A 25,464-nucleotide genomic window follows, 5' to 3' on the forward strand; every position below is an offset into this window, starting at 1 on the left:
CGGCCACACGCACGCAGACCACGATGGCGACCTGCGCTTGGAACAGATTGGGCTGCGTTGCACCGCCCAAGCCTCCATTTTAGGGTTAACCCTAGATCCGAATCGGAGTCAGGGCTTCTGGTGGCCAGGCTTTGGCCCACAGGCCAAGGCCTGCCAGGTGTTGCCAAGCCGCCTGCAGCCGGGCCTAGCGGCGGAGCTGTCTGTTGAAAGAGCTGCTGAATGAGTTGCCCGAACGGCCCAGCGCCGTGCTACATCTACTTTATACAATGTATATTATGTCAAATATCAGGCGTAAAACGAAGACGCAGAATGAGCCCTCGATTGCCGCATTGAATTCCACACCCCATCGGGACTGCTCCAAGGGTTGCGCATCTCCCATGCCCCCTGACATCAGCAGGATCAAAACACGAACTCGCACTCGAAGCGGGCCACACCATCACTGACCAGCATCACCTGGTGCCGTGTGGCTGTGCAACGCCATCTTTGGCGCATGGCATCCAGCCCCTGTGGGGGATCGAACAAGGCATCTTGGGCGAAAGCTGCCGCACAGGCCTCGCCGGCCGTGCGCGCTGATTCGTACTAGAGGTCGCCAATAGGCGATCTGGGCGCAGACGGCCACCGGGTTCAGTGTGCCCTGCCACTGGCCGTGCTCGTGGGCGGGGCGAAGCCGATGGGCATGTGGCGGGGTGTGCCGAAATGGCGTGAAGAGAAGATGGGTGGTGCGCCTTTTTGATCAGAGGTTTGCCGCCCTTCAGGAATTGCTCTAGTAGCTCTTGCTCGTCCAGTGAGTCAACCAGCCTCTTCGTTGCCGGCTCATACAAAGGTTCCAACCAGCCCAAAACAAGCCTTTGACGTCACTCCCCTCACCGGCCCTCCGCCCAGGCGTTCATGTGGGGGCTCGTATGGCATCCAGGTAGGCCATCGGCTCGCTGAATCCGCTGCAGAGACACCCTGCCGAGTGCCTTGTTCAAGCGGTCCAACCACAGCGGACGCTTGCGATCATGCGTGCCCACGAGCACGTCCAGTTTTCCATCGAAAACACAGGTATTGCACTGATCCTCAAGCTGGGCAGCCATTGGCGTCGGCAGAGAGGATCGCCCTCACTGCCCACACACGGTACCACCGGCGCCCTGCAAGCTCTCGAAACGAATGGATCTTATGTGCGCTGAAAAATGACATCGATAAGTGATGCTTATCGTGTTTTATTTAATTTAAGGTATGTAATCGCACATGCTATGTGTGATTACATACCTTTATCGCTTATGACCTTGATTGAGGCGCCGGCAGGGCCAAAGCCGCGGTGCGCGAAGCCCCTCAGCGTTCGAGGGTGTGACGAGTGCCAAAGTTGAGGCATGCGCCAGTCAACACGTCTTCGCTGTGGCGCTGGAGAATGCCGTGGTGGTTTTTCAATGGGTCACTTATGATCAATTGCCCATTGATACAAATAAGGGGGACTTCATGCCAGCCTGCTTCGTTGAAGCGCATCGGGTGAACCACGGCAAAGGATGCTGCACCAAAGGAATGCAGGAACCGTGACCTCAGACCTCCCTCACGCCCAGAGCGCATCCGCCCTGAACTCGCAGGAAAGGCACTTGCTGAGTGCTGAGATCTTGACCCTGGTGTACGGGTCGACCCGGCGAAGCACATTGGTGGCCCTGTTGGTGGCAGCCACGGTTCTGGCCCTGCAGCACGGAGACGCCGCACGGGTGCCGTGGTGGGTCTGGGCAGGCTTGACGATGCTGAGCTACGGCGCCCGTGAAATGCTGGCCTGGCAGTTTCGTACCCGTTCCAGTTCAAACACACCGATGGCACGCTGGCTGCTGGCGTACCGGGTGGCCACGGCCGCCTGTGGCTCCGTGTGGGGCCTGGCCGGATGGTTCTTCTACCCGGGTGGCGACACAGTGGGCCAGGCTTTTCTGGTGGTGATCCTGGTCGGTGTGTCCAGCGGCGGCATCATGGCCTACCTGATCGATCCCCCGTGTGGTCGTCTGTTCTGTGCAGGCATCTATTTCCTGGCATTGCCCGGCTTTTTGACCCACGGCAGTTCCTTTTCGGTGTCGCTGGCCCTGATGTTGGCCTTGTTCATGGTCTACATCAGCTTGTCCAGTGCATCGATGTCCCACCACTTGCGTGAAAACATCAGCCTGCGCATCGTGGCCAATCAGCGTTCACAGGCGGTCCATGAGATGGCCGAACGCCAAGCGCTGCACATCCAGCAAACGCCAATGGGCGTGATCGAATGCGACACCCAATTCAAAGTGACGGTCTGGAATGCCGCCGCTGAATCGATGTTTGGCTACACCGCCCAAGAGATGCTGGGCCAGCCCCTGACCGTTTTGATGCCCCCCTGGGAGCGTGAGCGGGTGAGGCATGTCATGCGCCATCTGTTTGCGAATGGCCTGGCCCAGAACAACCAGAGTGAGAACCTGCGCAAGGATGGCCAGATCATCATCTGCGATTGGTTTGCCACGCCGCTGAAAGACATCGACGGCCGAATCATTGCAGCGGCCGCGCTGGTGGTGGACAAGACCGAGGCCCAGAAAAACCTCGAGGCAGTGCACCAACTGGCCTATTACGACATGCTGACCGGTTTGCCCAACCGTCGCCTGCTGCTCGACCGCATCGAACAGGCCTTTGCCCTGAGTGCACGGCAGCAGGACCATGGCGCCGTGGTGTTTCTCGACCTGGATCGCTTCAAAACGCTCAATGACATGAAGGGCCATTCTGCGGGTGACCTGCTGCTCAAACAGGTCGGCACCCGCTTGCGAGAGATGATGCGCAGCCATGACACGGTGTCGCGCTTTGGGGGTGACGAGTTTGTGGTGGTGCTGGAGGGCCTTGGCGAGCAGCAGGAGACGGCCTTGATGGGCTGCCGACAGGTGGCGCAAAAGATCATCACCGAACTGAACAAGCCCTTCGACATCTCGGGCTTCGAGTACCAGACCTCGCCCAGCCTCGGCATCTGTCTGTTCCTGGCGCATGAACTGAGTGTCAATGAAGTCTTGAAGCGGGCAGACATGGCCATGTACCAGGCCAAGCAGGCCGGACGCAACACCGTCTGCTTTTACGACCAGACGCTGCAGCCGCAACTGGAGGCGCGGGCGAATCTGGAGGCTGACTTGCGCCATGCCATCGCGCAATCGGAGCTGGTGCCCTACTACCAGGTGCAAGTGGATGGACAAGCCGAAGTGCTGGGGGCCGAGTTGTTGCTGCGCTGGCGTCATCCGCACCGGGGCTGGGTGTCGCCGGCCGACTTTGTGCCGATTGCCGAGGAGTCCAACCTGATCTGCGAGATCGGGGAATGGGTGCTGCTGACCGCCTGCCGGCAGCTGCATGCCTGGCAGGGGCAGGCCGGGATGCAGGACCTGCGCCTGTCGATCAACGTCAGCGCGCGCCAGGTGGAGAGAAGCGACTTCGTCGAATCGGTGGCCCGATGCCTGGACGAAACGGGCTGCCCGGCCGGGTTGTTGCGCCTGGAACTGACCGAAGGTCTGATGCTGCGACGAAGCCAGGAGCTGATTGCCAAGCTTCAGGCCTTGCACGCCCTGGGGCTGTCGCTGTCCATCGACGATTTCGGAACCGGCTACTCGTCCCTGTCGATGCTCAAGCATTTCCCGCTGGATGAGCTCAAGATCGACCGCAGCTTCGTCTCCGATCTGCCAGGCAACACCGACGATGCCACCCTGATCAAGACCATCATTGCCATGGGCCGCAACCTCGGCCTGGAGGTGATCGCCGAGGGCGTCGAAACGGCGGCCCAGTTTGAATTTTTGCGCCAATCGGGTTGCATGGCCTACCAGGGCTATTTGTTTGGCCGCCCCTCAGCCATCGAAGATTTCGAGCAACAGTTGAAGGCCCGCGCCACCGCCTTGCAGGCCTGACCCCTGCCCTGCCCCGGGCAGGACCGGCTCAAAGGTCGAACACCTGCCCCTGGTTGTTGCGCTTTTGGCGCTTGAACGGAGGCAGGCCGGCCAGCAGACGCTGGCCAAAGCTGGTGCTGATCAGGCGCCGGTCGTAGCAGTAGACATGGGCCTCATCGGTTTCACTGCGAATGGCACGCCCCACCCACTGAGCCAGGCGGATGCTCACCGCCGGCACCACCAGCTCCATGAACGGATCACGCCCCTTGGAACGCAGCCACTGGGATCGAGCCGAACTGACTGGATCGGAGGGCGGCGCAAAGGGCAGCTTGCAGATGAAGACGCTTTCACACAGCCGCCCGGGCAGATCCAGGCCCTCACCGAAAGACTGCATGCCGAAGATGATGGAGGCGTCGCCCCGCTCCACCTTTTCGCGGTGGCGCTGCAGCAGGGTCTGCCGCGGCAGATCGTTTTGCACCAGCACCCGGCTGCGCAGGCTGCCGCTGAGGCTGTCGACCGCGGTGCGCATCTGGTCGCGCGAGGTGAACAGCACCAGCGCACCAGCCTGCACCTGGGCCAGGTCCGCCATCAACTCTTTGCACATGGCCTGGTTGTACTCGGCGGCACGTTTGGGGTCGGCCGGCGTATCGACTGCCACAAAATGCCCTTGCCTGGCGAAGTCAAAGGGGCTGCTGACCACCCGGGTACTCACGTTGTCCAGCCCGCGCAAGCCGGTTTCGTTGAGGAAGAAATCAAAGCTGCCGCAACTGGTCAAGGTGGCCGAAGTGATCACCACGCCACGGGCCTTGGCCCACAGCTTGTGGCGCAGGGCACTGGCGGGCAGGATGGGACTGGCCGAGCCCGTGATCGACAGAAACTCGCCATACAGACCAAAGGTGAACCAGCGCGCCGCGGGCACTTCGGTCTCCAGCAGCATCAGTGCTGCCCAGGCCTGCACGGCTTCCAGGCGTGGTGCCAACACCCCCAGCTGAACGTAGTGGGTGGCCAGTTCTCGCGAATCTTCCGGGCGTTCCTTCATCTGGGTGCGCAAAGCCGCCGAGATGGCCTGCAGGTGCTTGAGCATGGCACCTGAAAGGGTCAGCACCTCGCTGACCGGATTGCTCAGCACCGCAGGCAGCGGCCCGATGGGCAGCAACTCCACGGGTTCATCGCTCAAGCCCCGCGGCCGGTACAGGGCCAGCGCCTGCTGCGCCACCTCGTTGAGGTGGACCTTGAGCGCACTGCCCTGCCCTGTCAGTTCGGCGGCCGCATCCAGGTCCAGCATTTCAGCCGTCTTGCGGGCGCGCAAGGCGAGTTGCTCCACCCAGCGCAGCCGGGTCAGGTCGGTGCTTTCCTGAAAATGGTTCAATGCCACGGCGGGCAGGTGGTGGCCCTCGTCCAGCACCAGCAGACAGTCCGACAGATCGGGCAGCGTGTTGCCGTTCAGTGTGGCCAGCAACAGGTCGTGGTTGGCCACAATCACCTGCGACGCCGCCAGGGCCTTGCGCTGGTCAAAGTAGACGCAGTCCTGGTAGTCGGGGCAATGCTTGGCCGTGCAACTGCTGGCCTCGGCCGCCACCGGGCTCCACATCTCTGGACTGGGCGGAACGGCCAGGGTGTCACGATCGCCGTCCCAACGGCGCTCCTTCAATTCGGCGGCCATCTGGCGGTAGAAGTGAAGCTGGTATTCGGTGGGTGCACGCCCGTTGCTGGACGCACTGGGGGCGTTTCCGGCCGGCAACTCGTCGGCAAACAGGTCGGGCTCGCCTTCGCCGTTGACCCAACGCATCAGCTTGTACTTGCAGACGTAGCGCCCGCGCCCCTTGGCCAGGGCGTGGGTGAAGGGCTCGGGCATCAACTGGCTGAGCAAAGGCAGATCCTTGTGCACCAATTGCTCTTGCAAGGCCACGGTGGCGGTCGAGATGATGACGCGGGTCTTGCGCGCCAGGGCGGCGGCAATGGCGGGGGCGGCATAGGCAATCGATTTGCCCACGCCGGTACCTGCCTCGATCACGGCAAAGGCGCGCTCGGGCTCTTCCTCACACTTGCCCAGGGTGGGCGTGCTGAAGGTCTGTGCCACCAGTTCGGCCATGTCGCGTTGGCCCGCGCGGGCTCTGAAACCGGTTGAAGCGGCCACCACATGGTCAAACGCGGCCAGAGCGGTGGCCTGGGTTGTCTCTGCGCTCACCAGGTGCCCTGCGGCTGGCGGGCGCGCAAGGCCGCGGCAATGGCCTCCACGTTGGCACTTCGGCCTACTTGCTGCGCAAAGTCGATGGCGGTCAGGCCTTTCTCGTTGCGCAGCGAGGCATCAGCCCCCTCCTCGATCAGCACCTTGAGCACATCGCTGCGCCCATACATGGCCGCCATCATCAGCGGCGTGCTGCCATTGGGCGAGGCGGCATCGATGTAAGCAGCGTTGTCCAGCAGCAGGCGCACCATCTCCACCTGGTTCTGAGAGGTGCCGGAGGCCGCGTAGTGCAAAGGCGTCCAGCCGGTCTTGTTGACATCGGCGTCGTGCTCGATCAGCAGCTTGGCCAGGGGCAGATCACCTCGGATGGCGCACAGCATCAGCGCACTTTCACCCTTCTTGTTGCGAACTTCGGCCTCGATGTTGGGCGCGCTCAACAAGGCCTCGACGGCACGCATCGACTGCAGGTCCACCGCCATCATCAGGCCGGGCTGGCCGGCTTCATCCACCGTGTTGGGATCAAAACCACGCCGGATCAAGGCCTGGATGGTGCTCGCATCGTTGCGGCGGATGGCGGTGAAGAAGTCTTCAAAAGACCCGGCACGCGCCGGCAGGCTCATGAGAGCCAGGCCTGCGCTGGTCCCCAGGGCAATCAGACATTGGCGGCGGCTTGTTTTCATGCGGCACTCCCGGCGACTTGGCTCACCACTCCACGGAACAGACGCTCGAAGTTCGCACTGGTCAGTGCGCCCACCGCCTCTGCGTTCAGGCCACGCAGTTGCGCGATCTGGGCCGCCACAAGGGGCACGTACGAGGGGTTGTTGGTCTTGCCACGGTAGGGTACCGGGGCCAGATAGGGGCTGTCGGTTTCAATCAGCATGCGGTCGAGCGGCACAAAACCGGCCACTTCCCGCAGATCGCTGGCACTCTTGAAGGTCAGGATGCCGGAAAACGAGATGTAAAAGCCCAGGTCCAGCGCGGCTCGGGCCACCTGCAGGCTTTCGGTGAAGCAGTGGAATACACCGCCGGCGGCGCCTTCGCGCCCGTCTTCACCCAACTCGCGCAACAGGGCCAGGGTGTCGTCGGAGGCGCTGCGGGTGTGGATCACCAGCGGCTTGGCGCAGGCCTGCGCTGCGCGGATGTGGGTTCGAAAGCGCTCGCGCTGCCACTCCATGTCGGCCACGCTTCGCTCGCCAAGCCGGTAGTAGTCGAGGCCGGTCTCACCGATGCCCACCACCCGCGGCAATGCCGCACGCTGCAGCAAATCATCCAGACTGGGCTCCAGCACCCCTTCGTTGTCGGGGTGAACGCCCACCGTGCACCAGAAATTGTCGTGCTGCAGAGCCAGCGCATGGACGGATTCAAACTCCTCCAGCGTGGTGCAGATGCAAAGGGCTCGGTCAACCTGGGCATCGGCCATGGCACGCCGGATGGCGGGCAAATCGGCGGTCAGCTCAGGAAAAGTCAGGTGGCAGTGGGAGTCGACAAACATGAAAAACTCAACGGAAAGGCCCGCGACAGGGCGGGCGTCATTCAAACAGGGGGGAGATCCGGCCCTTCAGGTACGGCGGCCGGCAGATTTCAGATGGTCTGGGTGGGCCGCTCGGAGGCCAGGTGGCTGCCCAGCATCTCCTCGATCTTGATCTTGAGCAAGCGGGATTTCTCATCACGCGGAAACTGGATACCCACCCCCTGGGTGCGGTTGCCAGCTGCCCGCGGTGGCGTGACCCAGGCCACACGACCGGCAATCGGGTAACGCTGCGGGTCGTCCGGCAGGGACAAGAGCACGTAGACATCGTCGCCCAGGCGGTAGTCGCGCGCGGTCGGAATGAACATGCCCCCTTCGGCAAACAAGGGAATGTAGGCGGCATACAAGGCCCCCTTCTCCTTGATGGCGAGCTGCACAACACTGGGGCGCGGGGTACTGGGACTGTTCATGGCGTGGACTCTGTGGCCGAGTTTAGGGCGATTTGCGCCTCGCTCACAAGCGCTTCCAACATCAAACCTGGGTTATACGGGTGATCTGCCGTTCGAGCCGCCTCGCTGAGGTTGCGCGACCAGCGCAGCAGCACCTTGTGGGCCGGTGGACGCGGCAGTTCGCTGGCCATGAAGTAACGCGGTGCCGCGCCGGAGGCCATGGCTAGCAGGTCATGGCAGACCTTCTGCAGGCTCTGGATGTTGCGTGCGGCGGGCCAGTGGGCCAACACGCCGGGGTCACCCCGCAGCAACGCACGGGGCAATTGCGCCCAGGACTCGGGGGTCAGCCCCTCAGCGGCCAGCATCAGCGCGTCTTCGGGGCGTCCGCCGGCCGCGCGCAGCAACGCCGCGGCGGCGGTAGCCGGCAAACCCTGCCCCGCCAGCCAATGGCCGGCCTCGTCAGCACCTGGCCAGACCAGTGAGTGGGTCAGGCAACGGCTGCGGATGGTGGGCAGCAACTGGTGGGCCGCTTCACTGGCCAGCACAAAGCGCACATCGCCCGGGGGTTCTTCCAGGGTTTTGAGCAGCGCATTGGCCGTGATGTGGTTCATGTCCTCGGCCGGGTACACCAGCACGGCCTTGCCACGCCCCCGCGATGAGGTGCGCTGGGCAAACTGCACCGCCTCGCGCATCGCCTCGACACGGATCTCGCGGCTGGCCTTGCGCTTCTTGTCGTCAATTTCAGACTGCGCTTTCTCCGACAAGGGCCAGCCCAAGGCCAGCAGCGCTGTTTCGGGCATCAGCACCATCAAATCAGGGTGGGTGCGCACGCGCACGGCGTGGCAACTGGCACAGTGGCCGCAGGCGCCATGCGGTGTGGGTGCATCACACAACCAGGCCTCGACCAGGGCGAGGCCCAGCGGGTACTGACCCAGGCCCGAGGGGCCTTGCAGCAGCCAGGCGTGACCGCGCTGGCTCAACAGGCTGTCAAGCTGCCGTTGCAACCAGGGCGCCAGGGGCGGGCGAGCCTCGCGCTCTTCACTCATTGCGGACCTCCATGGGCGGCCACCATGATGGCCAGCCAGCCCTTGCGCACCAGCACCCGGGTGATCTGCTGCCAGACCTGGTGTCGGCTCTGAGCCGCATCGATGCGTTCAAAACGGCCAGGCGCTGCGGCGGCGCGTGCCGCGTAGCCCGCTGCCACCTGGCCGAAGAAGGCCACGGGTTGAGACTCGAAACGATCAGGCACACGGGCGTCGGCCAGTCGGGCGGCCGCCACCTCGGGGTCGAGATCAAACCAGATCGTGAGGTCCGGCTGCCGCAGGCTGCCACCAGAGCGGCCTTGCACCATGCGCTCGAGCTGGGCCAGGGTGTCCAGATCGAAGCCCCTGCCACCGCCCTGGTAGGCAAAAGTCGCGTCGGTGAAGCGGTCACACACCACCACCTCTCCGCGGACCAGGGCGGGTTCGATGACCTGTTGCAGGTGGTCACGTCGAGCGGCAAAAATCAGCAAGGCTTCGGTCAGGGGGTCCATGGCGTCGTTCAGCACCAGGGCGCGCAGTTTCTCGGCCAGGGGCGTCCCGCCAGGCTCGCGGGTCTGACACACCACCCGCCCCTGGGCACGAAAGGCCGCCACCACCCCCTCGATGTGGGTGGTCTTGCCGGCACCGTCGATGCCTTCGAAACTGATGAACAAGCCGGGAGTGGGTGGGGTCATGGTCGACGCTGGAATTGGTTGACGGCCCGATTGTGCTCGTCAAGGGTGGCACTGAAGTGGCTGCTGCCGTCGCCACGTGCGACAAAGTACAGCGAACGGCTCTCGGCGGGGTGCACGGCGGCCAGCAAGGCCCCCCGGCCGGGCATGGCGATCGGGGTGGGCGGCAGGCCGGGGCGGGTGTAGGTGTTCCAGGGCGTGTCGGTGAGCAGGTCGCGTTTGCGCAGGTTGCCATCAAAACGTTCGCCCATCCCATAGATGACCGTGGGGTCGGTCTGCAGCAGCATGCCGGTGCGAAGGCGATTGACGAACACGCTGGCAATCAGCGGGCGGTCGCTGCCGCGCCCGGTTTCTTTTTCGACGATGCTGGCCAGGACCAGGGCCTCGTCGGGCGACTTCAGGGGCAGGTTCGGGTCACGGGCCTGCCAGGCAGCCTCCAGTTTCTTGTCCATGGCCCGCAGCGCCCGTTGCAACACAGCCAGATCACTGCTGCCCTTGGAGTAGGTGTAGGTGTCGGGGTAGAAGCGGCCCTCGGGCACCGTCCCGGGGCGACCCAGACGCGCCATGATGGCGGCATCATCGAGCTCGGTGCTGTCGCCTTTGAGTTGATCGGCCCGTGCCAGGGCCTGGCGTACCTGGCGCCAGTTCCACCCCTCGACCAGGGTGACGGCACGCAGGGCCTCTTCACCTCGCACCAGCTTGCTCAGCAGGCGCCTGGGCGTGATGGTCGCGTCAAGCTCATAGCTGCCGGCCTTGATGCCACGGGCCTGGCCTGAAAAACGGAACCACGCATACAGGAACAGGGGATTCACCTCCACACCCGCATCCTGCACGTCCTGCGCCAGGGCACGCGGCGAGGTGCCAGGTTCGATCGAGAGGTCGATCGTGGGCGCAGCCAGGCGCAAGGGCGCATCCAGCCACCAGAACACGGCGCCGCCCAGGGCTGCTGCCACCAACACCAACATCACCAGCAAAGCGCGCACAGCCCAGGCCCCATCACGAACAAGTTTTTGACGGGGGATGATAATTCACGCATGACACAAGCCATGAATTCTCCCCAGGCGCTGCTGCACGGTGTGGCGCCCTTGTCGACGCTGGGCGTGATTCGCGCCCGCGGCGACGATGCTGCTTCGTTCCTGCACGGTCAACTGACCCAGGATGTGCTGCTTTTGCCAGACGGGCAGGCCCGCCTGGCCGGCTATTGCTCGGCCAAGGGGCGCCTGCTGGCCAGTTTTGTGCTGCTGCGCCTGAGCGCCGCCGAAGTTTGGCTGGTATGCCCCCAGGCCTTGCTGGCATCCAGCCTGAAGCGCCTGTCCATGTTTGTGCTGCGAGCCAAGGTCAAGCTCGACGATGCCAGTGCCGAATTGAGCGTGCGGGGCCTGGCCGGTGAAGCCGCCTTGGCCGCCCTGCCCGCAGGGACCCCGCCCTGGACGGCCGCCCCCTGCGCTGCGGGGCATGCCATTGCGCTGTATCCGGCAGCCGGTGTGGCACGCGCGCTGTGGGTGGGCCTGGCAAGCGGCAGTGAGTCCACCGCGCCGGCCCTGTCCGAGTCGCTCTGGGCCTGGTCGGAGGTGTTGGCCGCCGTGCCGACACCCGGTGCCTCGCAGACCGACAGCTTTGTGCCCCAGATGCTGAACCACGAGTCGGTGGGCGGCGTGAGCTTCAAGAAAGGCTGCTACCCCGGGCAGGAGGTGGTGGCACGCAGCCAGTTCAGGGGCACGCTGAAGCGCCGCACCTGCCTGGCCCACGGAGCAGGTCTGGCCAGTCTTGAGCAGGCCCCCAGCCCCGGCCAGGAGGTGTTTCTGCCAGATGATGCGGCCGATCAGCCCAGCGGTGTGGTGGTTCAGGCCGCCGTGTCCCCCACCGGCGGGGTCGATCTGCTGGCCGTGGTGCAGGTGACGGCCAGTGCCGCCGGTACCACCTTGCACCTGGGCGCACCGGATGGCCCCGCCCTGGTGGTGCAGCCCCTGCCCTACCCGCTGCTGGCCGACATCTGATCCACGGACCGGATTCGCGTCTTCAGATCGGCGTCTTGGATCAAAGGCCCCGCACCATTTCAATGTGCGGGATATCCACTTCGTAGAACACGTCGCCACGGGGCTCAAAGCCCAGTTTTTCGTAAAACCCGCGGGCGCTGGTCTGGGCGTGCAGCAGCACCTCGCGGTCGCCCCGCTGACGGGCGGCCTCCATCAGGGTGCGCAACACGTCTGCGCCCAAACCCGAGCCCCGCATGGCCCGCAAAACTGCCATGCGGCCAATGCGGGCCACACCGGGCGCATGCACCAGCAAACGGCCGGTGGCCAGGGCCTGGTCGAGGCGGTTGTAGACCACCGCGTGCAGGGCGGTGGCATCGGCCTCGTCCCATTCCTCGTCCAGGGGAATGGCTTGCTCCTGGACAAACACCTCGGTGCGCACGCGGGCCGCATCGGCCCCCAGCGTGGTCCAGTCACCGCGGCGCACCTCGAATACCGGCTGGCCTGCGGCGTGGTCCAGCAGCAGGCTTCGCAAAGCATCCGGCACGCGACGCGAGGTCTGGGTGGCCGGATCAGCGAACACATACAACAGCTCGCCAGACACCAGCAACTGATCGCCCCGGAAAATGGCGCCCACCAGTTCAATCGACGAATTGCCAATGCGTCGGCAGCTCAGGCCGACCTCGAGCACGTCGTCGTAGTGCGCCGAGGCGTGGTACTCCAGCGTCAGACGCTTCACGTAAAGCTCACCGCCCAGCGCCTGCATCGAGGCCTCGTAAGGCAAGGCCAGCTCGCGCCAGTAGTCACCCATGGCGGTGTCCAGGTACATCGCGTAATGGCCATTGAAGACGATTTTCTGCATGTCCACTTCCACCCAGCGCACGCGCAGGCGGTGAAAGAATCGGAAATCGCTGCGTTGTGGCGCTGGGGTGCTCATGGGGACTCCGTGGGGGGATTCAGGGCAGCGCGCATGGCCTCTGCCGCATGTTGGTGGGCTTGCAGGGCTTCAGGGATGGCGCGGCCCATCTTGATGAATTCGTGGGTCACGCCGCGGTAGATCTCCAGGTCTACCGCATGGCCGGCCAGACGCAGCTTGTCGGCATAGGCAATGCCCTCGTCCACCAGTGGATCGAACTCGGCCAGCCCCAACCACGCCGGTGCAAGCTGCTCGGTGTCGGGGGCCAGCAAGGGGGCGAAGCGCCAATCCTCGCGCTCCTGACGGGAGGGCACATACTGATCGAAAAACCACTGGATGTGGGACGCCTCCAGCACCAGGCCATGGGCAAAGCGCTGGTGCGACACGGTGTCCTGGTAAGCCGTGGTGCCAGGGTAGAACAGCAGTTGCAGGGCCAGTGGCAGGCTTTCCAACGCAGCCTGCACCGCCAAGGCGGCAGCCAGGGTGCCGCCAGCGCTGTCGCCCCCCACGGCCAGCCTTGATGAATCCAGTCCCAGACCGGGGCCTTGGCCATGCAGCCAGCGCAAGGCATCCCAGCCATCGTTGAAGGCCGTCGGAAACCGGTGCTCCGGGGCCAGCCGGTAATCGAGCGACACCACGGCACAACCCGATCGCAGGGCCAGGCTGCGGCACAGGATGTCATGGGTGGCGATGCTGCCGATCATGAAACCACCGCCATGCAGGTACAGCAACACAGGCAGCCCTGTGTGCAGGGTGGGCCGGTAAAGGCGGGCTGGCAGGGCGACCCCATCGCGGGCCGGTATTGTCAGCTCACGCACCTCGGCCAATTCAGTGCGGCTGATTTCAAGCACATCGGCCCCGGCTGCATAGGCGGCGCGCGCCTGCCGTGGAGACAATGAGTGTAAGGGTGGACGCCTGGCCTTGAGCATGCGGTCGATCACGCCTTGCATCGCAGGGGTCAGCCGGTGGGCTTGGGAAAAAGTGCTGGAAGACATCGGTCTCGGATCGTTGCGGCTGTCAGCACCGGGCCTTGTCACCTGAGTGACCGCCGGGGTGATCTGCCTGGGGTTTGAACGTCTGGTCAGGCCAGGCTTCAGCCGGTAAAGTCAGTTACGCATCGTACAACGTGGCGCTTGGTCCGATCGGCGACCGGTGTCCCCTCAACCCGTCTGACACTTTATTTTCGCTTCATGGCCTTCATCAACTACGTCACCCAGATCCAGTTCGAGTTTGGCGCCGTGCGCCTGCTGGCGGCCGAATGCGAGCGCGTAGGCATCCAGCGCCCCCTGATCGTCACCGACGCCGGGGTGCGCGCCGCGGGCGTGCTGCAAAAGGCCCTGGATGCCCTGCCGGGCCTTAGCCCGACCGTGTTTGACCAGACCCCCTCCAACCCCACCGAGGCCGCCGTGCGGGCCGCCGTCGAACTGTACAAATCTCAGGGCTGTGATGGGCTGATTGCGGTGGGCGGTGGCTCGGCCATCGACTGCGCCAAGGGCATCGCGATCGCGGCCACGCACGAAGGCCCGCTGACCACCTACGCCACCATCGAAGGGGGCTCACCCCGCATCACCGAGCGCACCGCCCCCTTGATCGCAGTGCCCACCACCAGCGGCACCGGCAGCGAGGTGGCGCGTGGCGCCATCATCATCGTGGATGACCACCGCAAGTTGGGCTTCCATTCCTGGCACCTGGTGCCGCGGGCAGCCATCTGCGACCCGGAACTCACCCTGGGCCTGCCCCCGGGCCTCACGGCGGCCACCGGCATGGATGCCATCGCGCACTGCATGGAGACCTTCATGTCGGCGGCCTTCAACCCGCCAGCTGACGGCATCGGCCTGGACGGCCTGGAGCGTGGCTGGGCCCACATTGAGCGTGCCACCCGCAATGGGCAGGATCGCGAGGCGCGCCTGCAACTGATGAGCGCCTCGATGCAAGGTGCGATGGCCTTCCAGAAAGGCCTGGGCTGTGTGCACAGCCTGAGTCACAGCCTGGGGGGCGTGAATCCCCGCCTGCACCATGGCACGCTGAACGCCATGTTCCTGCCCGCGGTGGTGCGCTTCAACGCCAGCGCCGAATCGGTGCAGCGTGAGCGCCGGCTGGACCGCATGGCCCACGCGATGGGCCTGCGCTCAGGCGGAGACATCCCGGACGCCATCCGCGACATGAACGCCCGCTTGGGCCTGCCCACCGGCCTGGCCGCCATGGGCGTCACGCGGGATCAGTTCGACGATGTGATCAAGGGTGCCTTGGCCGACCATTGCCACAAGACCAACCCGCGCATCGCCAGCCCCGAGGAATACCGCGAGATGCTGGAAGCCTCAATGTGAGCCCTGTCAAAGCCTGGTGCTGGGTTCATTCAGCAAAGCCTCCAGGGTGGGTGCGCTGAACATGTGCTCGGACCACGCTTCCAAATGCTCCACCGATGCACTCTGAAGCCGCTGGTAGACCCAGGCGGGCACGGGGGTGAAGCGCTGCTCTATCACTCGAGTCAGCATCATGGCGATGCCTTGTGAAAGCCCTTGTGAAAGCCCTTGTGAGAGACCCTGTGTCAGTCCTTGAGACAATCCTTGTGAATGCCCTTTGGACAGTCCTTTTTCAATGGCTTCGTTGTAAAGGCGTTCCAGGGTTTCTTCGAGCATGGTCGGGCCTTTCAGAAGGTCGTGGATTTGATCGAGTTCGTCGGTGACGATGTCCGGCATTTTGCGCCGTATCAGGCGACGGAGCCAGACATTGAGGGTTCTTCTCAATTTCTGATGCTCGGGTGCCTGGAGCGCCTGACCCATCGCGTACGCCAGCCTGGCGATGTCGGACCGATTGGTGCTGTGCTCCAACTTGAACAAGGCTTCGGTCACGTTCCGAACTTCGTCAGACTGGGATAGCTTCAATCTGGCTTCATCGATCAGGTGATACAGCAAGCGCGGTCTGTAGGGTTCCAGCGCAGGTATGCCAGGGGCGAAACAGTCAGCCACATCCTGAGCCGCAGACCAGGAGCGATGTCCTTTGTAAAGGACCAAAGGCAGCAAGGGCGGCAGCCTGCCTTGCTCCAACTGCCCTTCCTTGATCAGATGCTGGGCCAGCAGGCCCACATAGACCATCATGCGCACCGCCATCCATTCGTCGGGCTGGCTTTGAAACTCCAGCAGCAGATAAACCCAGATCCAGCGCGGCCCCACCTGTAACCGCCAGACCATGTCGTCGTGGCGCTGCTTGTCCGATTCGCTCACGTAGCTGGCATTGACCCGCTCCAGCGTCTCGAACCTGGCCGCCTGCACCCAGTCGCCGGGCACGAAACCGAGCAGCAGGTCGCGCACCATCTCGGGGTGGGAGAACAGCAGCTTGTAGTCGTTGTCGTGGTGCGTGGGCATCGCCCATGCTGCCGCGGATCGCACAAGGGCCAGTTGCATGGCCGCCAGACTGCGCTGTCAGCCTGACAGCGGGTAGCAGCCCAGTCCGGAGGAGCCGTTCAGAGGGCCTCGACCCGACCCATGTCCGGGGCATGCAGCCACTCGGCGAACTCGTCGGCCAGTTGCTGGCTGGCCTGCACGGCCCGAGTCCAGGCGGCTGCACGGCCAGCATGGTCATTGCCATAGTGGGTGAAGTCCTTGCGGTCGGGCAGTTTGGCGTTGGGCAGGGTCTGCACCCAGGCCGGGTCGGGGGCCAGCACCAGCATCGGGTCCAGAAAGGCGCTGGCACGGTGGCGCCACTTCAGGGCCTTGTCGAGCCAGCCGGGCACCACGGCCTGCTGAAAATGCGGATACAGCACCACGCCCGGGGCGGGGCTTCGGTAATCCAGGTGCATGTGGTAGTCGGTGATGCCGCCATCCCAGTAGGCCCCTGGTGGGGCGCCGGCGATACCGCTGACCGAGCGCAGCACAAAGGGGATGGAACAACTGGCCTGCACGGCGTCCATGAAATTGGCCGGTGTGAGGGCCACCTGGCGGCTGCGGTAATCACGGGTGCTGAAGGGCAAGGCGGCATGCCGGGCCGAAAACACGACCCGCTCCAGCCAGGCCCCCATGGCACGGCGCTGCACGGTGTTGCTCAGAAATGCGCCCAGATACCCCAGGGGCGTGGCCAGACCATGCTCCTGGGCCAGCACGTGCCGGCCGCGCGAGGCAATCACATGCAGTCGGTAGCGTGGGTGTTCCAGCACTTCATGTTCGCGACCGCCAAAAAACAATTTCAAATTGTCGGCAAATCGCTCGCTCACATGCTCGGCGCTGGGGCGCTTCTGGCCTGGCGCCAGTTCATAGCGTTGGGCGATGTAGTCATGTTCAAGCCGGGCAAAGGCCTGAACGGGATCGTCCAGGCACGCCGTGGCCATGCGCCACGCCCCAATCGAGGCCCCCACCAGATCGATGGGCTGGCTTGAGCGCGGCAGCCATTCGCCGAACAGGAAACGGTCCAGCGGCCCCAGCACCAACCCCTTGGGGCCGCCGGCTGCCGCGGGCACCACGCGAATGTGCTGAGGCTGCAGCCCGTGGGCCTGCAATTGGGCGCGGGCCTGGGGCCCGGCATAAAGACGTAGCGCTCTCATCGGGGCATGCGCGGCTGGTGGGGTCCGGGTTCAGACAAAGGCGCCCACTTCCTGGGGGGTGGTCCAGTCGATCGGATCCTGCTGCAGCACCATGTCGATGTCGAGCTCCAGCGCCAGGCCCACGGTGTCCGGAAAGCTCACCGCCAGTTCGCGGTCGGTGAATCCCGCTTCCTTGGCGCGGGTGCGCCAGGAAGCCAGGTGGATCACACCCGCCAGTGGCTCATAGACCTCGTTCTCGAACGGGGCAACCTGGTACTCGAGCGCATCGACGATGGCCGCCGGAAACTGCCATTTGCGGGCAAATCCGGCACTCACCTGGGCGTAACAGAAGCCCAGCTTCTTGCGCTCGCTGCGCGCCCGCTTGAGATCCAATGGCCCGTGCTCCATGTTGAGCAGCGCCATGTCACGCGGCATGCCCATGTGCATGGCGAGTTCGCCGACCGCATGCAGCAAGCCCGAGGTGAAGGCCGCGCTGGGGTTCTGCCGCACCACGCCGGCCAGAATGCGGGACACCTTGGCCGTGTCCAGGCTGTAGCGCCAGAACTGCTGCAGGTTGATGCCCGCCACGCCGCGGAAGGCGCCGCCCACCGCTGCCGCGGACACCAGGGTCCGAACATGGTTCAGGCCCAGCACGGCCAGGGCCTCGGCCACGCCGTTGACTCGCCGCTCCAGATGAAAGAAGGCCGAGTTGGCCAATTGCAGCAAGCGGGCTGTCAAGGCCGGGTCGGTGCTGATCAGTTGCGTGATGCGACGCAGGTCCGACTCGTCCTTGTCCAATTCCAGCATGAGCAAGGCCACCACCCGCGGAATGCTGGGCAGGGCGATTTCAGAGGCCAGAAGGGCGTCAAGCTCCATGGAAATTGATTTTGAAACTGATTGTTTCCGATTATCGTCAGCGCGAGCGGTTTTGCAGCTTGGCAAATGCAGAAGCCATGGCAGATGGGGTTGCCGCGTCGTTTTGGCGCCGCTGCCCGCCGCCCTGGTGCTGGCGCCCAGCCCCTTCAAAGCGGTTGTCGCGCGGACCGTCGCGGCGCGCCGGTGCGGCGTCGAGCTTCATGGACAGGCCGATGCGCTTGCGCTCCACATCCACCTCCATCACCTTCACCTTGACGATGTCACCGGTCTTGACGACTTCGCGCGCATCGTTGACGAACTTGTGGCTGAGTTGGCTCACGTGCACCAGACCGTCCTGATGCACCCCCAGGTCAATGAAGGCGCCAAACTGGGCCACATTGCTGACGGTGCCTTCCAGAACCATGCCTTCACGCAGGTCCTTGATGTCTTCAACCCCTTCGTTGAAACGGGCCACCTTGAAATCGGGCCGCGGGTCGCGCCCCGGCTTCTCCAGTTCGCCCAGGATATCCTTGACCGTGATGACGCCGAACTTCTCGTTGGCAAACAGCTCTGGCTTCAGGGTCTTGAGCATGTCGGCACGGCCCATCAGTTCGGCCACAGGCTTGCCGGTCTTGGCCATGATCTGCTCCACCACAGGGTAGGTTTCGGGGTGCACACCGGTCATGTCCAAGGGGTTCTCGCCACCGCGGATGCGCAGAAAACCCGCGCTCAGCTCGAAGGTCTTGGCCCCGAGGCCGCTCACGCTGAGCAACTGCTGGCGGCTGGCAAAGGCGCCATTGGCCTCGCGCCAACGCACCACCGCCTTGGCCACGGCGGCGCTCAGGCCCGACACCCGCGACAGCAGGGGCACGCTGGCGGTGTTCAGATCCACCCCCACCGAGTTCACGCAGTCCTCCACCACCGCTTCGAGCGTGCGAGCCAGTTCACTCTGGTTCACATCGTGCTGGTACTGGCCCACGCCAATGCTCTTGGGGTCGATCTTGACCAGTTCGGCCAGCGGGTCCTGCAAGCGGCGCGCGATGCTGGCAGCACCACGCAGGCTCACGTCCACATCGGGCATCTCTTGCGAGGCGAATTCGCTGGCCGAGTACACCGAGGCACCCGCCTCGCTGACCACCACCTTCTCCACGTGACGGTCGATCTTGACCAGCAGCTTGATCAGGTCGGCGGCCAACTTGTCGGTTTCGCGGCTGGCCGTGCCATTGCCGATGGCAATCAGGTTCACGCCGTGCTTTTCACACAGGCGGCCCAAGGTGTGCAGCGAACCGTCCCAGTCGCGGCGTGGCTCATGCGGGAACACGGTGCTGGTGTCCACCAGCTTGCCGGTGGCATCGACCACGGCCACCTTGACACCGGTACGGATGCCTGGGTCCAGGCCCATCACCACACGCGGACCGGCGGGCGCCGCCAGCAACAGGTCGCGCAGGTTGTCGGCAAACACCTTGATCGCCACCTTTTCGGCCTCTTCACGCAGGCGCGAGAACAGATCCCGCTCGGTGGACAGGCTCAGCTTGACGCGCCAGGTCCAGGCCACGCACTTTCGAAGCAGGTCGTCGGCCGGTCGGCCTGCATGGCTCCAGCCCAGGTGCAGGGCAATGCGCCCTTCTGCCACTGAGGGCTGTCCCGGTTCCGGGGGCACCGGCAACACCAGTTTGGCCTCCAGAATCTCGAGTGTTCGGCCGCGAAACACCGCCAGGGCGCGGTGCGATGGCACCCGGCCAATGGGTTCGTCGTAGTCGAAATAGTCGCGGAACTTGGCCACATCGGGGTGGTTTTCGTCCTTGCCCTCGATCTTGCTGCTTTTCAGCAGACCTTCATTCCAAAGCCACTCGCGCAGGTTTTGCACCAGGGCGGCGTCCTCGGCCCACCGCTCGGACAAAATGTCGCGCACGCCGTCCAGCACGGCCCCGGTGGTGGTGAAATCACTGCCGTCTTCGCCCTTGGCGGTCTTGACATAGGCCTGGGCCTCGTCCGCCGGCACACGGGTCGGCTCGGCAAACAGGAGATCGGCCAGGGGTTCGATGCCGGCTTCGCGGGCAATCTGGCCCTTGGTGCGGCGTTTTTGCTTGTAGGGCAAGTACAGGTCTTCGAGTTCCTGCTTGGTGGGGGCCGCATCGATGGCCGCGCGCAGGGCATCGGTCAGCTTGCCTTGCTCGGCAATGCTCTTCAGGATGGCCTCGCGGCGGTCTTCCAACTCGCGCAGGTAGGCCAGGCGGGCTTCCAGCTCACGCAGTTGGATGTCGTCCAGGCCCTGGGTCACTTCCTTGCGGTAGCGGGCAATGAAGGGCACGGTCGCGCCCCCATCCAGCAGGTCTACAGCAGCGCGCACCTGCGCCTCGTTCACCCTGATTTCAGCGGCCAATTGCCGAATGATCTTTTGCATGTCTCTCGCAGCGTCACGGTCGAATCCGAAGCCGGCGAGTGTGCCACAGCGCCCTGCCCCTGGCGTCCAAATGAGCTGGCTCGGGTGTGAAACTTTGCCGCATCGCAGCCGACAGACGGCAGCCGCTAAACTGCCCGGCAACATGGAGTGAAGCGATGGCCATCGAGCAAGGCAGTGATCTTTTGAAAACCGTGGTGCTGCTGGGCGCCGGGGTGCTGGCCGTGCCGCTTTTCAAGCGACTGGGGCTGGGCTCGGTGCTGGGCTACCTGGCCGCGGGCCTGGCCGTGGGGCCCTTCGGCATGGCCGTTTTCAGTGAGTCCCAGACCATTCTTCATGTGGCCGAGCTGGGGGTGGTGATGTTCCTGTTCGTGATCGGCCTGGACACCCAGCCGAGCCGGCTGTGGAAGCTGCGCCGCCAGATTTTCGGTCTGGGCTTGATGCAGGTGCTGACCTGCGCCACGTTGCTCACCACCCTGGGCCACCTGCTCGGGCTGGCCTGGCCGGTGGCCTTTGTCGCCGCCATGGGGTTTGTGCTGTCCAGCACGGCCATCGTGATGCAGGTGCTGGACGAGCGCGGTGAATCTTCCAGCCCGCCCGGGCAGCGCATCGTGTCGATTTTGCTGATGGAAGACCTTTCCATCGTGCCACTGCTGGCCATCGTGGCCTTTCTGGCCCCTGCACCGGCCGACCAGGAGCCCGTGTCGCGCTGGGTCACCATGGGCGTGGCGCTCAGCGCCATCCTGGGCCTGGTGGCGGTCAGCCGCTGGTTGCTCAACCCCTTGTTCAGCCTGTTGAGCAAGGTGCGCGCCCGCGAAGTGATGACGGCGGCCGCCCTGCTGGTGGTCTTGGGCGCTGCCCTGGCCATGCAGTGGGGCGGGCTGTCGATGGCCTTGGGCGCCTTCGCCGCCGGTGTGATGCTGTCCGAATCGACTTTTCGGCATCAGTTGGAGGCCGACATCGAACCCTTCCGGGGCTTGCTGCTGGGCCTGTTTTTCATGGGCGTGGGCATGTCGCTCGACCTGCCGCTGGTCTTGCAGGGCTGGCCCAAGCTGCTGGCGGGCGTGGTGGGCTACATGCTGCTCAAGGGCCTGGGGGTGTACACCGTGGCCCGCCTGACCCGTTGCAACCGGCGTGACTCTGTGCTGCGCGCGGCCATGATGGCCGAAGGTGGCGAGTTCGCCTTTGTGCTGTACGCCACGGCCGCCCATGCGGGCCTGATCGAGGCCGAGATGAATGCCGTGCTGAATGCGGCAGTGATCTTGTCCATGGCCCTGAGTCCTCTGTTGTTGGCCGCCGTGCGCCGAACCCTGGCGGCCCGCCCTGCCCCGCCCGACCTGCGCGGCATCCAGTCCGTGGACGCCGCAGTCGAACTGGCCCCCAGCGTGCTGGTGATCGGCTTCGGTCGTTTTGGCCAGATTGCCTGCCAGAACCTGCTCGCCCGCGGCATCGAGATCGCCATCATCGACCGCGACACCGACATGATCCGGGCCGCGGCCCAGTTCGGCTTCAATGTGTATTACGGTGACGGCACCCGGCTGGACGTCTTGCAAGCCAGTGGCGCCGGCACTGCGCGCGCAGTCCTGGTGTGCGTGGACGACAAGGCCGCCACCACGCGCATTGTCGAATTGATCAAGCAGAGCTTCCCCCTGACCCCGGTGCTGGCCCGGGCCTTTGATCGCCAGCACGCCATCGAACTGATGCACCATGGCGTGGATTTCCAGATGCGCGAAACCTTTGAAAGTGCCATGGCCTTCAGCCTGGAGGCCTTGCGCCAACTGGGGGTTGAAGCGTCGGACGCCGCCGCCGTGGGCGAGGACATCCGCCGGCGCGACTCGGAACGCCTGCAAATGCAACTCAATGGCGAAGCCAAGGCGGCCCTGGCGCTGCTGCATGGCAACCGCTGGGCCCCCACCCCGCTGACCACGCCGCAGCGCGAAGGCCAGGCCCTGAACACGGCGGCCGAAGCGGTGATCCATGGCGACGCGGTGGCGGAACCGGCACCGACCCCAGGCCGGAGCTGAACCATGGACCTGTTCAAGGCGCTGCTGCGCTTCATCAAGACCCTGCTGCTGGGCACGCTGGCTTTGCTGCTGGTGTTCGAAGAATGGGGTTGGGACACCCTGTCAGCCCTGGTCGGATGGATCGCCCGGCTGCCGGTGCTGGCCTGGCTGGAGCGCCGCATCCGCGCACTGCCCCCTTGGGCCGCCCTGTTGATGTTCGCGGTCCCGGCCCTGGCCCTGCTGCCCGTGAAGCTGGGCGCCCTGTGGCTATTCAGCCAGGGCCACGCGGCGCTGGGCCTGGTGTTGCTGCTGGGCGCCAAGCTGCTGGGCACCGCGGTGTTGGCACGCCTGTTCCACCTGACCCAGCCGGCCCTGATGCAACTGGCCTGGTTTGCCCGCTGGTACCCTCGCTGGAAAGCCTGGAAAGACCGGCTGCTGGCTTATGTGCGCAACAGCGCGCCCTGGCAGGCGGCCCGCGCCCTCAAGACCCGGGTGGTGGGCCAGGTGCGCGCCTGGTGGCAGGCCTGGCGCGGTTGAACCTAGCCCTGCGGCAACCAGCCCCGCACCAGCCCGCTGAGCACCAGCCCCGCCGCCAGCAAGACGGCAAACTGCATCTCGAACCGGAAGGTCTCGATCAGCAGCGCGCTGTAGTCGTCGGCGTGGGATGCACGCCGCAAGGCCCGCAGAAGGCGCTGTGCCCGGGGCCAGAGCAGGATGGGCAACAGACACAAGGATGACCCCGCCAGCCAAGCCAGGGGCAGCAACAGTGCGAATGGGCCGGTCAGCATCAGCGCATGGGCCCGCCGTGCATGGGCGGCCCCCAGGCACACGGCCAGGGTGCGGCGCCCCACCCGTTCATCGTGGGCCAGATCGCGCAGATTGTTGATGGCCAGTGCCGATGCGGCCAGCCCCCCCATGCAGAGCGCGGCCAGCACGCTGGGGGCGTCGAATCCGCCCGTCAACAGCCATTCGCTGCCCAGCACAGCCACCAGCCCGAAAAACACCAGCACGGTCAGCTCGCCAAATGGCGTGTAGGCAATCGGCCGCGGCCCGCCCATGTAGGCCAGCGCCGCCAGCAACGACGCACTGCCGATCACCAACACCGGCCAACCTTTGAGCAGCACCAGCCCCAAACCGAATGCCGTGGCCAGCAAGGCCAGAGCGGCCACCACCCACTGCATTTGGCGCACTGCGATCCAGCCCAGCGCCGTGGCCCGCGGCAAGCCGGTGGCGGTGGGCGACTGGTGCGCACCGCGCCGGGTGTAGCCGACATCGTTTTGCAGGTTGGTGATGATTTGCATCAACAAGGCCGCCACCACTGCGGCCGCTGCGGCCCAGGCATCCAGCGCACCGGTACGGTGCCACCCCAACGCGGCCCCCACCAGCACTGGGGCCAGCGCGACCCACAGACTGCGTGGGCGCACGGCCACCTGCCAGGCTTTCCAGGTCTGCCAGCGGCCTCTGGGCGGTTCGGCCGGAGCCGACGGGGCAGATTGCAAGGGGGATTTGTTCACGGCATCGATTGCTACAGGACGAAACAACCGATTCTGCCAGCCGCGCCCGACTGGGGAAGCCGTGACGGCGCCAACGCATTTGCTTACCAAGCCACCAGGCCGGACAGCCGTGCACCCCCCTACCACTGCCCAAAATCGCCCACCGCCAACCCACCCACCCGCCGTCAAGGAGTCTTTGTGGAAGCCGCCCTTCGCCTTGTGATCGACCCGCTCAACCACCTTCTGTGGAGCCATGTGCTGATTTACGCCCTGCTCGGCGTCGGCCTGGTATTGACCCTGGGCACCGGCGCGGTGCAACTGCGCGGACTGGGCCACAGTCTGGACGCCTTGCGCCGGGATGGTGGCAGCAGCGGCATCACACCATTGCAAGCGTTCGCCACCGGCCTGGCCAGCCGGGTAGGCACAGGCAACATTGCCGGCGTTGCCACCGCCATCGCCCTGGGGGGGCCGGGGGCCATTTTCTGGATGTGGCTGACCTGTCTGCTCGGCATGGCGTCGGCCTTCACAGAGTCCACGCTGGCTCAGATCTACAAGCAGCGTCACCCGGACGGCAGCTTCCGCGGCGGGCCAGCCTATTACATTCAGCACGGGCTGGGCTCACGGCGCTGGGGCATGGCCTTCGCGCTGGCCCTGATTGTGGCCTTCGGCCTGGTCTTCAACGCCGTGCAGGCCAATTCGATCGTCGACGTGCTGCACACCGCCTATGGCTGGGACAAGGCCGGCATCGGGATTGCCCTGGTGGCCCTCAGTGCCTTGTCCATCTTTGGCGGCCTTCGCCGCATCGGCCGCATCGCTCAATGGCTGGTGCCCATCATGGCCCTGGGCTACCTGCTGGTGGCGCTGTATGCCCTGGTGGTGAACTTTGACCGCGTGCCCGGTGTTTTCGCACTGATTTTTCGCAGCGCCTTTGGCCTGCAGGAGGCCGCCAGCGGCCTGATGGGCTACGGCGTGGCCCAGGCCCTGCAATTTGGCGTCAAACGAGGCCTTTTCTCGAACGAAGCCGGCATGGGCAGCGCCCCCAATGCGGCGGCCACCGCCACGGTGCAGCATCCAGTGTCGCAAGGCCTGTTGCAGATGGTGGGTGTGTTTGTGGACACCATCGTGATCTGCACGGCCACCGCGCTGATCATTCTGTTGTCAGACCAGTTCGTACCAGGCGGGGCACTCAAAGGTGCCGCCCTGACCCAGGCCGCAGTGCAGGCCCACATCGGCAGCGCAGGCCAGGCCTTCATGGCGGTGGCGGTGTTCTTCTTCGCCTACACCTCCATCATCGGCAACTACGCCTATGCCGAGGGCAATGTCGAATTTCTGCGCAGCAGCAAGCCCCTGGTGATGGCTTTCCGGGTGTTGGTGCTGTGCATGGTGATGTTTGGTGCCGTGGCCAGCGTGCCCCTGGTCTGGGACATGGCCGATGTGGCCATGGGGGTGATGGCGTTGATCAACCTGGTGGCAATCTTCAGGCTGCGTCGCTACGCATTTGCAGCGTGGGCCGATTACCGCCGCCAGATCGCCACCAGCAGCACGGCACCGACGTTCCGGGCCGGCGTGCTGCCAGATCAGGGCCGCAGCACGGCGGCCCAAGGCGTCTGGCGGCCTTGAAGCAACGG

Annotated in this window: 20 protein-coding genes; 6 read left to right on the top strand and 14 right to left on the bottom strand. The window is 64.8% G+C overall.

Translation table 11 applies throughout. The features are described 5' to 3' along the window. Positions 1-1,532 precede the first annotated feature (1,532 nt). A complete protein-coding gene (locus tag AC07PT_RS05935) occupies positions 1,533-3,881 on the top strand; it encodes a putative bifunctional diguanylate cyclase/phosphodiesterase (RefSeq protein WP_494656113.1) in 2,349 nt (782 codons plus the stop codon). Positions 3,882-3,909: 28 nt separating this feature from the next. On the opposite strand, the gene dinG is transcribed toward AC07PT_RS05935, so the two are convergent. The 7 genes from dinG to mltG all read right to left on the bottom strand — a co-directional run bounded on the left by dinG (position 3,910) and on the right by mltG (position 10,644). Continuing rightward, positions 3,910-6,048, bottom strand: coding sequence for an ATP-dependent DNA helicase DinG (gene dinG / locus AC07PT_RS05940; protein ID WP_492345509.1), 2,139 nt, complete (start codon positions 6,046-6,048; stop codon positions 3,910-3,912). Then, on the bottom strand, positions 6,045-6,728 hold the full coding sequence (locus AC07PT_RS05945) for an ankyrin repeat domain-containing protein (RefSeq protein ID WP_494656114.1): 684 nt from the start codon (positions 6,726-6,728) through the stop codon (positions 6,045-6,047). Before AC07PT_RS05945 ends, dinG begins: the two co-directional genes overlap by 4 nt. Beyond that, positions 6,725-7,540 (bottom strand): TatD family hydrolase, encoded by an 816-nt coding sequence (locus AC07PT_RS05950; RefSeq protein WP_494656115.1) that lies wholly within the window; start codon positions 7,538-7,540, stop codon positions 6,725-6,727. Before AC07PT_RS05950 ends, AC07PT_RS05945 begins: the two co-directional genes overlap by 4 nt. A gap of 89 nt (positions 7,541-7,629) precedes the next feature. Then, positions 7,630-7,986, bottom strand: a complete 357-nt coding sequence (locus AC07PT_RS05955) for a PilZ domain-containing protein (RefSeq protein ID WP_027474505.1) — start codon at positions 7,984-7,986, stop codon at positions 7,630-7,632. Continuing rightward, positions 7,983-9,011, bottom strand: a complete 1,029-nt coding sequence (locus AC07PT_RS05960) for a DNA polymerase III delta subunit-related protein (RefSeq protein WP_494656116.1) — start codon at positions 9,009-9,011, stop codon at positions 7,983-7,985. The genes AC07PT_RS05955 and AC07PT_RS05960 overlap by 4 nt, the downstream gene beginning before the upstream one ends. Then, entirely contained in the window at positions 9,008-9,682 is a 675-nt protein-coding gene (gene tmk, locus AC07PT_RS05965) for a dTMP kinase (RefSeq protein WP_494656117.1), read from the bottom strand. The genes AC07PT_RS05960 and tmk overlap by 4 nt, the downstream gene beginning before the upstream one ends. Beyond that, the gene (gene mltG, locus AC07PT_RS05970) at positions 9,679-10,644 is read right to left on the bottom strand and encodes an endolytic transglycosylase MltG (RefSeq protein ID WP_494656276.1); all 966 of its coding nucleotides are present in this window, start codon (positions 10,642-10,644) and stop codon (positions 9,679-9,681) included. Before mltG ends, tmk begins: the two co-directional genes overlap by 4 nt. A gap of 81 nt (positions 10,645-10,725) precedes the next feature. Between mltG and ygfZ the strand changes: the two genes are divergently transcribed. After that, complete coding sequence (ygfZ, locus tag AC07PT_RS05975; protein WP_494656118.1) at positions 10,726-11,676, top strand: CAF17-like 4Fe-4S cluster assembly/insertion protein YgfZ; 951 nt, start codon at positions 10,726-10,728, stop codon at positions 11,674-11,676. A gap of 40 nt (positions 11,677-11,716) precedes the next feature. Here the strand turns inward: ygfZ and AC07PT_RS05980 are convergent, their stop codons facing one another. After that, a complete protein-coding gene (locus tag AC07PT_RS05980; protein ID WP_494656119.1) occupies positions 11,717-12,589 on the bottom strand; it encodes a YbgC/FadM family acyl-CoA thioesterase in 873 nt (290 codons plus the stop codon). Further along, positions 12,586-13,563, bottom strand: a complete 978-nt coding sequence (locus tag AC07PT_RS05985; protein WP_494656120.1) for an alpha/beta hydrolase — start codon at positions 13,561-13,563, stop codon at positions 12,586-12,588. The genes AC07PT_RS05980 and AC07PT_RS05985 overlap by 4 nt, the downstream gene beginning before the upstream one ends. A 195-nt stretch (positions 13,564-13,758) precedes the next feature. Here AC07PT_RS05985 and gbd point away from each other — a divergent pair, with 195 nt between their 5' ends. Beyond that, complete coding sequence (gene gbd, locus AC07PT_RS05990; RefSeq protein ID WP_494656121.1) at positions 13,759-14,895, top strand: 4-hydroxybutyrate dehydrogenase; 1,137 nt, start codon at positions 13,759-13,761, stop codon at positions 14,893-14,895. Between the two features lie 6 nt (positions 14,896-14,901). Here the strand turns inward: gbd and AC07PT_RS05995 are convergent, their stop codons facing one another. Genes AC07PT_RS05995 through AC07PT_RS06010 form a run of 4 tightly spaced genes read right to left on the bottom strand, consistent with a single transcriptional unit; the run spans position 14,902 to position 20,343 of the window. Next, positions 14,902-15,972 (bottom strand): Rpn family recombination-promoting nuclease/putative transposase, encoded by a 1,071-nt coding sequence (locus AC07PT_RS05995; RefSeq protein WP_494656122.1) that lies wholly within the window; start codon positions 15,970-15,972, stop codon positions 14,902-14,904. Between the two features lie 59 nt (positions 15,973-16,031). Continuing rightward, positions 16,032-17,105: a patatin-like phospholipase domain-containing protein gene (locus tag AC07PT_RS06000; RefSeq protein ID WP_492345519.1), complete on the bottom strand. Its 1,074-nt coding sequence runs from the start codon at positions 17,103-17,105 to the stop codon at positions 16,032-16,034. A gap of 30 nt (positions 17,106-17,135) precedes the next feature. After that, positions 17,136-17,960, bottom strand: coding sequence for an HDOD domain-containing protein (locus tag AC07PT_RS06005; protein WP_492345520.1), 825 nt, complete (start codon positions 17,958-17,960; stop codon positions 17,136-17,138). Positions 17,961-17,997: 37 nt separating this feature from the next. Beyond that, positions 17,998-20,343, bottom strand: a complete 2,346-nt coding sequence (locus tag AC07PT_RS06010) for a Tex family protein (RefSeq protein ID WP_494656123.1) — start codon at positions 20,341-20,343, stop codon at positions 17,998-18,000. A gap of 155 nt (positions 20,344-20,498) precedes the next feature. Here AC07PT_RS06010 and AC07PT_RS06015 point away from each other — a divergent pair, with 155 nt between their 5' ends. Together AC07PT_RS06015 and AC07PT_RS06020 are read left to right on the top strand one after the other, a co-directional pair. Next, positions 20,499-22,364 carry a monovalent cation:proton antiporter-2 (CPA2) family protein gene (locus AC07PT_RS06015; RefSeq protein WP_494656124.1) on the top strand — a complete coding sequence of 622 codons (1,866 nt, stop codon included), beginning with the start codon at positions 20,499-20,501 and terminating at the stop codon, positions 22,362-22,364. Positions 22,365-22,367: 3 nt separating this feature from the next. Continuing rightward, positions 22,368-22,880 carry a hypothetical protein gene (locus AC07PT_RS06020; protein WP_494656125.1) on the top strand — a complete coding sequence of 171 codons (513 nt, stop codon included), beginning with the start codon at positions 22,368-22,370 and terminating at the stop codon, positions 22,878-22,880. 2 nt (positions 22,881-22,882) lie between these two features. Here AC07PT_RS06020 and menA read toward each other — a convergent pair whose 3' ends face one another. Next, complete coding sequence (gene menA, locus AC07PT_RS06025) at positions 22,883-23,857, bottom strand: 1,4-dihydroxy-2-naphthoate octaprenyltransferase (RefSeq protein WP_494656126.1); 975 nt, start codon at positions 23,855-23,857, stop codon at positions 22,883-22,885. 177 nt (positions 23,858-24,034) lie between these two features. Between menA and AC07PT_RS06030 the strand changes: the two genes are divergently transcribed. Beyond that, a complete protein-coding gene (locus tag AC07PT_RS06030) occupies positions 24,035-25,456 on the top strand; it encodes an alanine/glycine:cation symporter family protein (RefSeq protein WP_492345525.1) in 1,422 nt (473 codons plus the stop codon). Positions 25,457-25,464 lie beyond the last annotated feature (8 nt).

It is taken from the genome of Curvibacter sp. GW821-FHT09D12 (assembly GCF_059416245.1).

Coding starts and splice junctions, on each gene's coding strand:
- AC07PT_RS05945 (WP_494656114.1), bottom strand. CDS start 6,728: ATGAAAACAAGCCGCCGCCAATGTCTGATTGCCCTGGGGACCAGCGCA.
- AC07PT_RS05950 (WP_494656115.1), bottom strand. CDS start 7,540: ATGTTTGTCGACTCCCACTGCCACCTGACTTTTCCTGAGCTGACCGCC.
- AC07PT_RS05955 (WP_027474505.1), bottom strand. CDS start 7,986: ATGAACAGTCCCAGTACCCCGCGCCCCAGTGTTGTGCAGCTCGCCATC.
- AC07PT_RS05960 (WP_494656116.1), bottom strand. CDS start 9,011: ATGAGTGAAGAGCGCGAGGCTCGCCCGCCCCTGGCGCCCTGGTTGCAA.
- tmk (WP_494656117.1), bottom strand. CDS start 9,682: ATGACCCCACCCACTCCCGGCTTGTTCATCAGTTTCGAAGGCATCGAC.
- mltG (WP_494656276.1), bottom strand. CDS start 10,644: ATGTTGGTGTTGGTGGCAGCAGCCCTGGGCGGCGCCGTGTTCTGGTGG.
- ygfZ (WP_494656118.1), top strand. CDS start 10,726: ATGAATTCTCCCCAGGCGCTGCTGCACGGTGTGGCGCCCTTGTCGACG.
- AC07PT_RS05980 (WP_494656119.1), bottom strand. CDS start 12,589: ATGAGCACCCCAGCGCCACAACGCAGCGATTTCCGATTCTTTCACCGC.
- AC07PT_RS05985 (WP_494656120.1), bottom strand. CDS start 13,563: ATGTCTTCCAGCACTTTTTCCCAAGCCCACCGGCTGACCCCTGCGATG.
- gbd (WP_494656121.1), top strand. CDS start 13,759: ATGGCCTTCATCAACTACGTCACCCAGATCCAGTTCGAGTTTGGCGCC.
- AC07PT_RS05995 (WP_494656122.1), bottom strand. CDS start 15,972: ATGCAACTGGCCCTTGTGCGATCCGCGGCAGCATGGGCGATGCCCACG.
- AC07PT_RS06000 (WP_492345519.1), bottom strand. CDS start 17,105: ATGAGAGCGCTACGTCTTTATGCCGGGCCCCAGGCCCGCGCCCAATTG.
- AC07PT_RS06005 (WP_492345520.1), bottom strand. CDS start 17,960: ATGGAGCTTGACGCCCTTCTGGCCTCTGAAATCGCCCTGCCCAGCATT.
- AC07PT_RS06010 (WP_494656123.1), bottom strand. CDS start 20,343: ATGCAAAAGATCATTCGGCAATTGGCCGCTGAAATCAGGGTGAACGAG.
- AC07PT_RS06015 (WP_494656124.1), top strand. CDS start 20,499: ATGGCCATCGAGCAAGGCAGTGATCTTTTGAAAACCGTGGTGCTGCTG.
- AC07PT_RS06020 (WP_494656125.1), top strand. CDS start 22,368: ATGGACCTGTTCAAGGCGCTGCTGCGCTTCATCAAGACCCTGCTGCTG.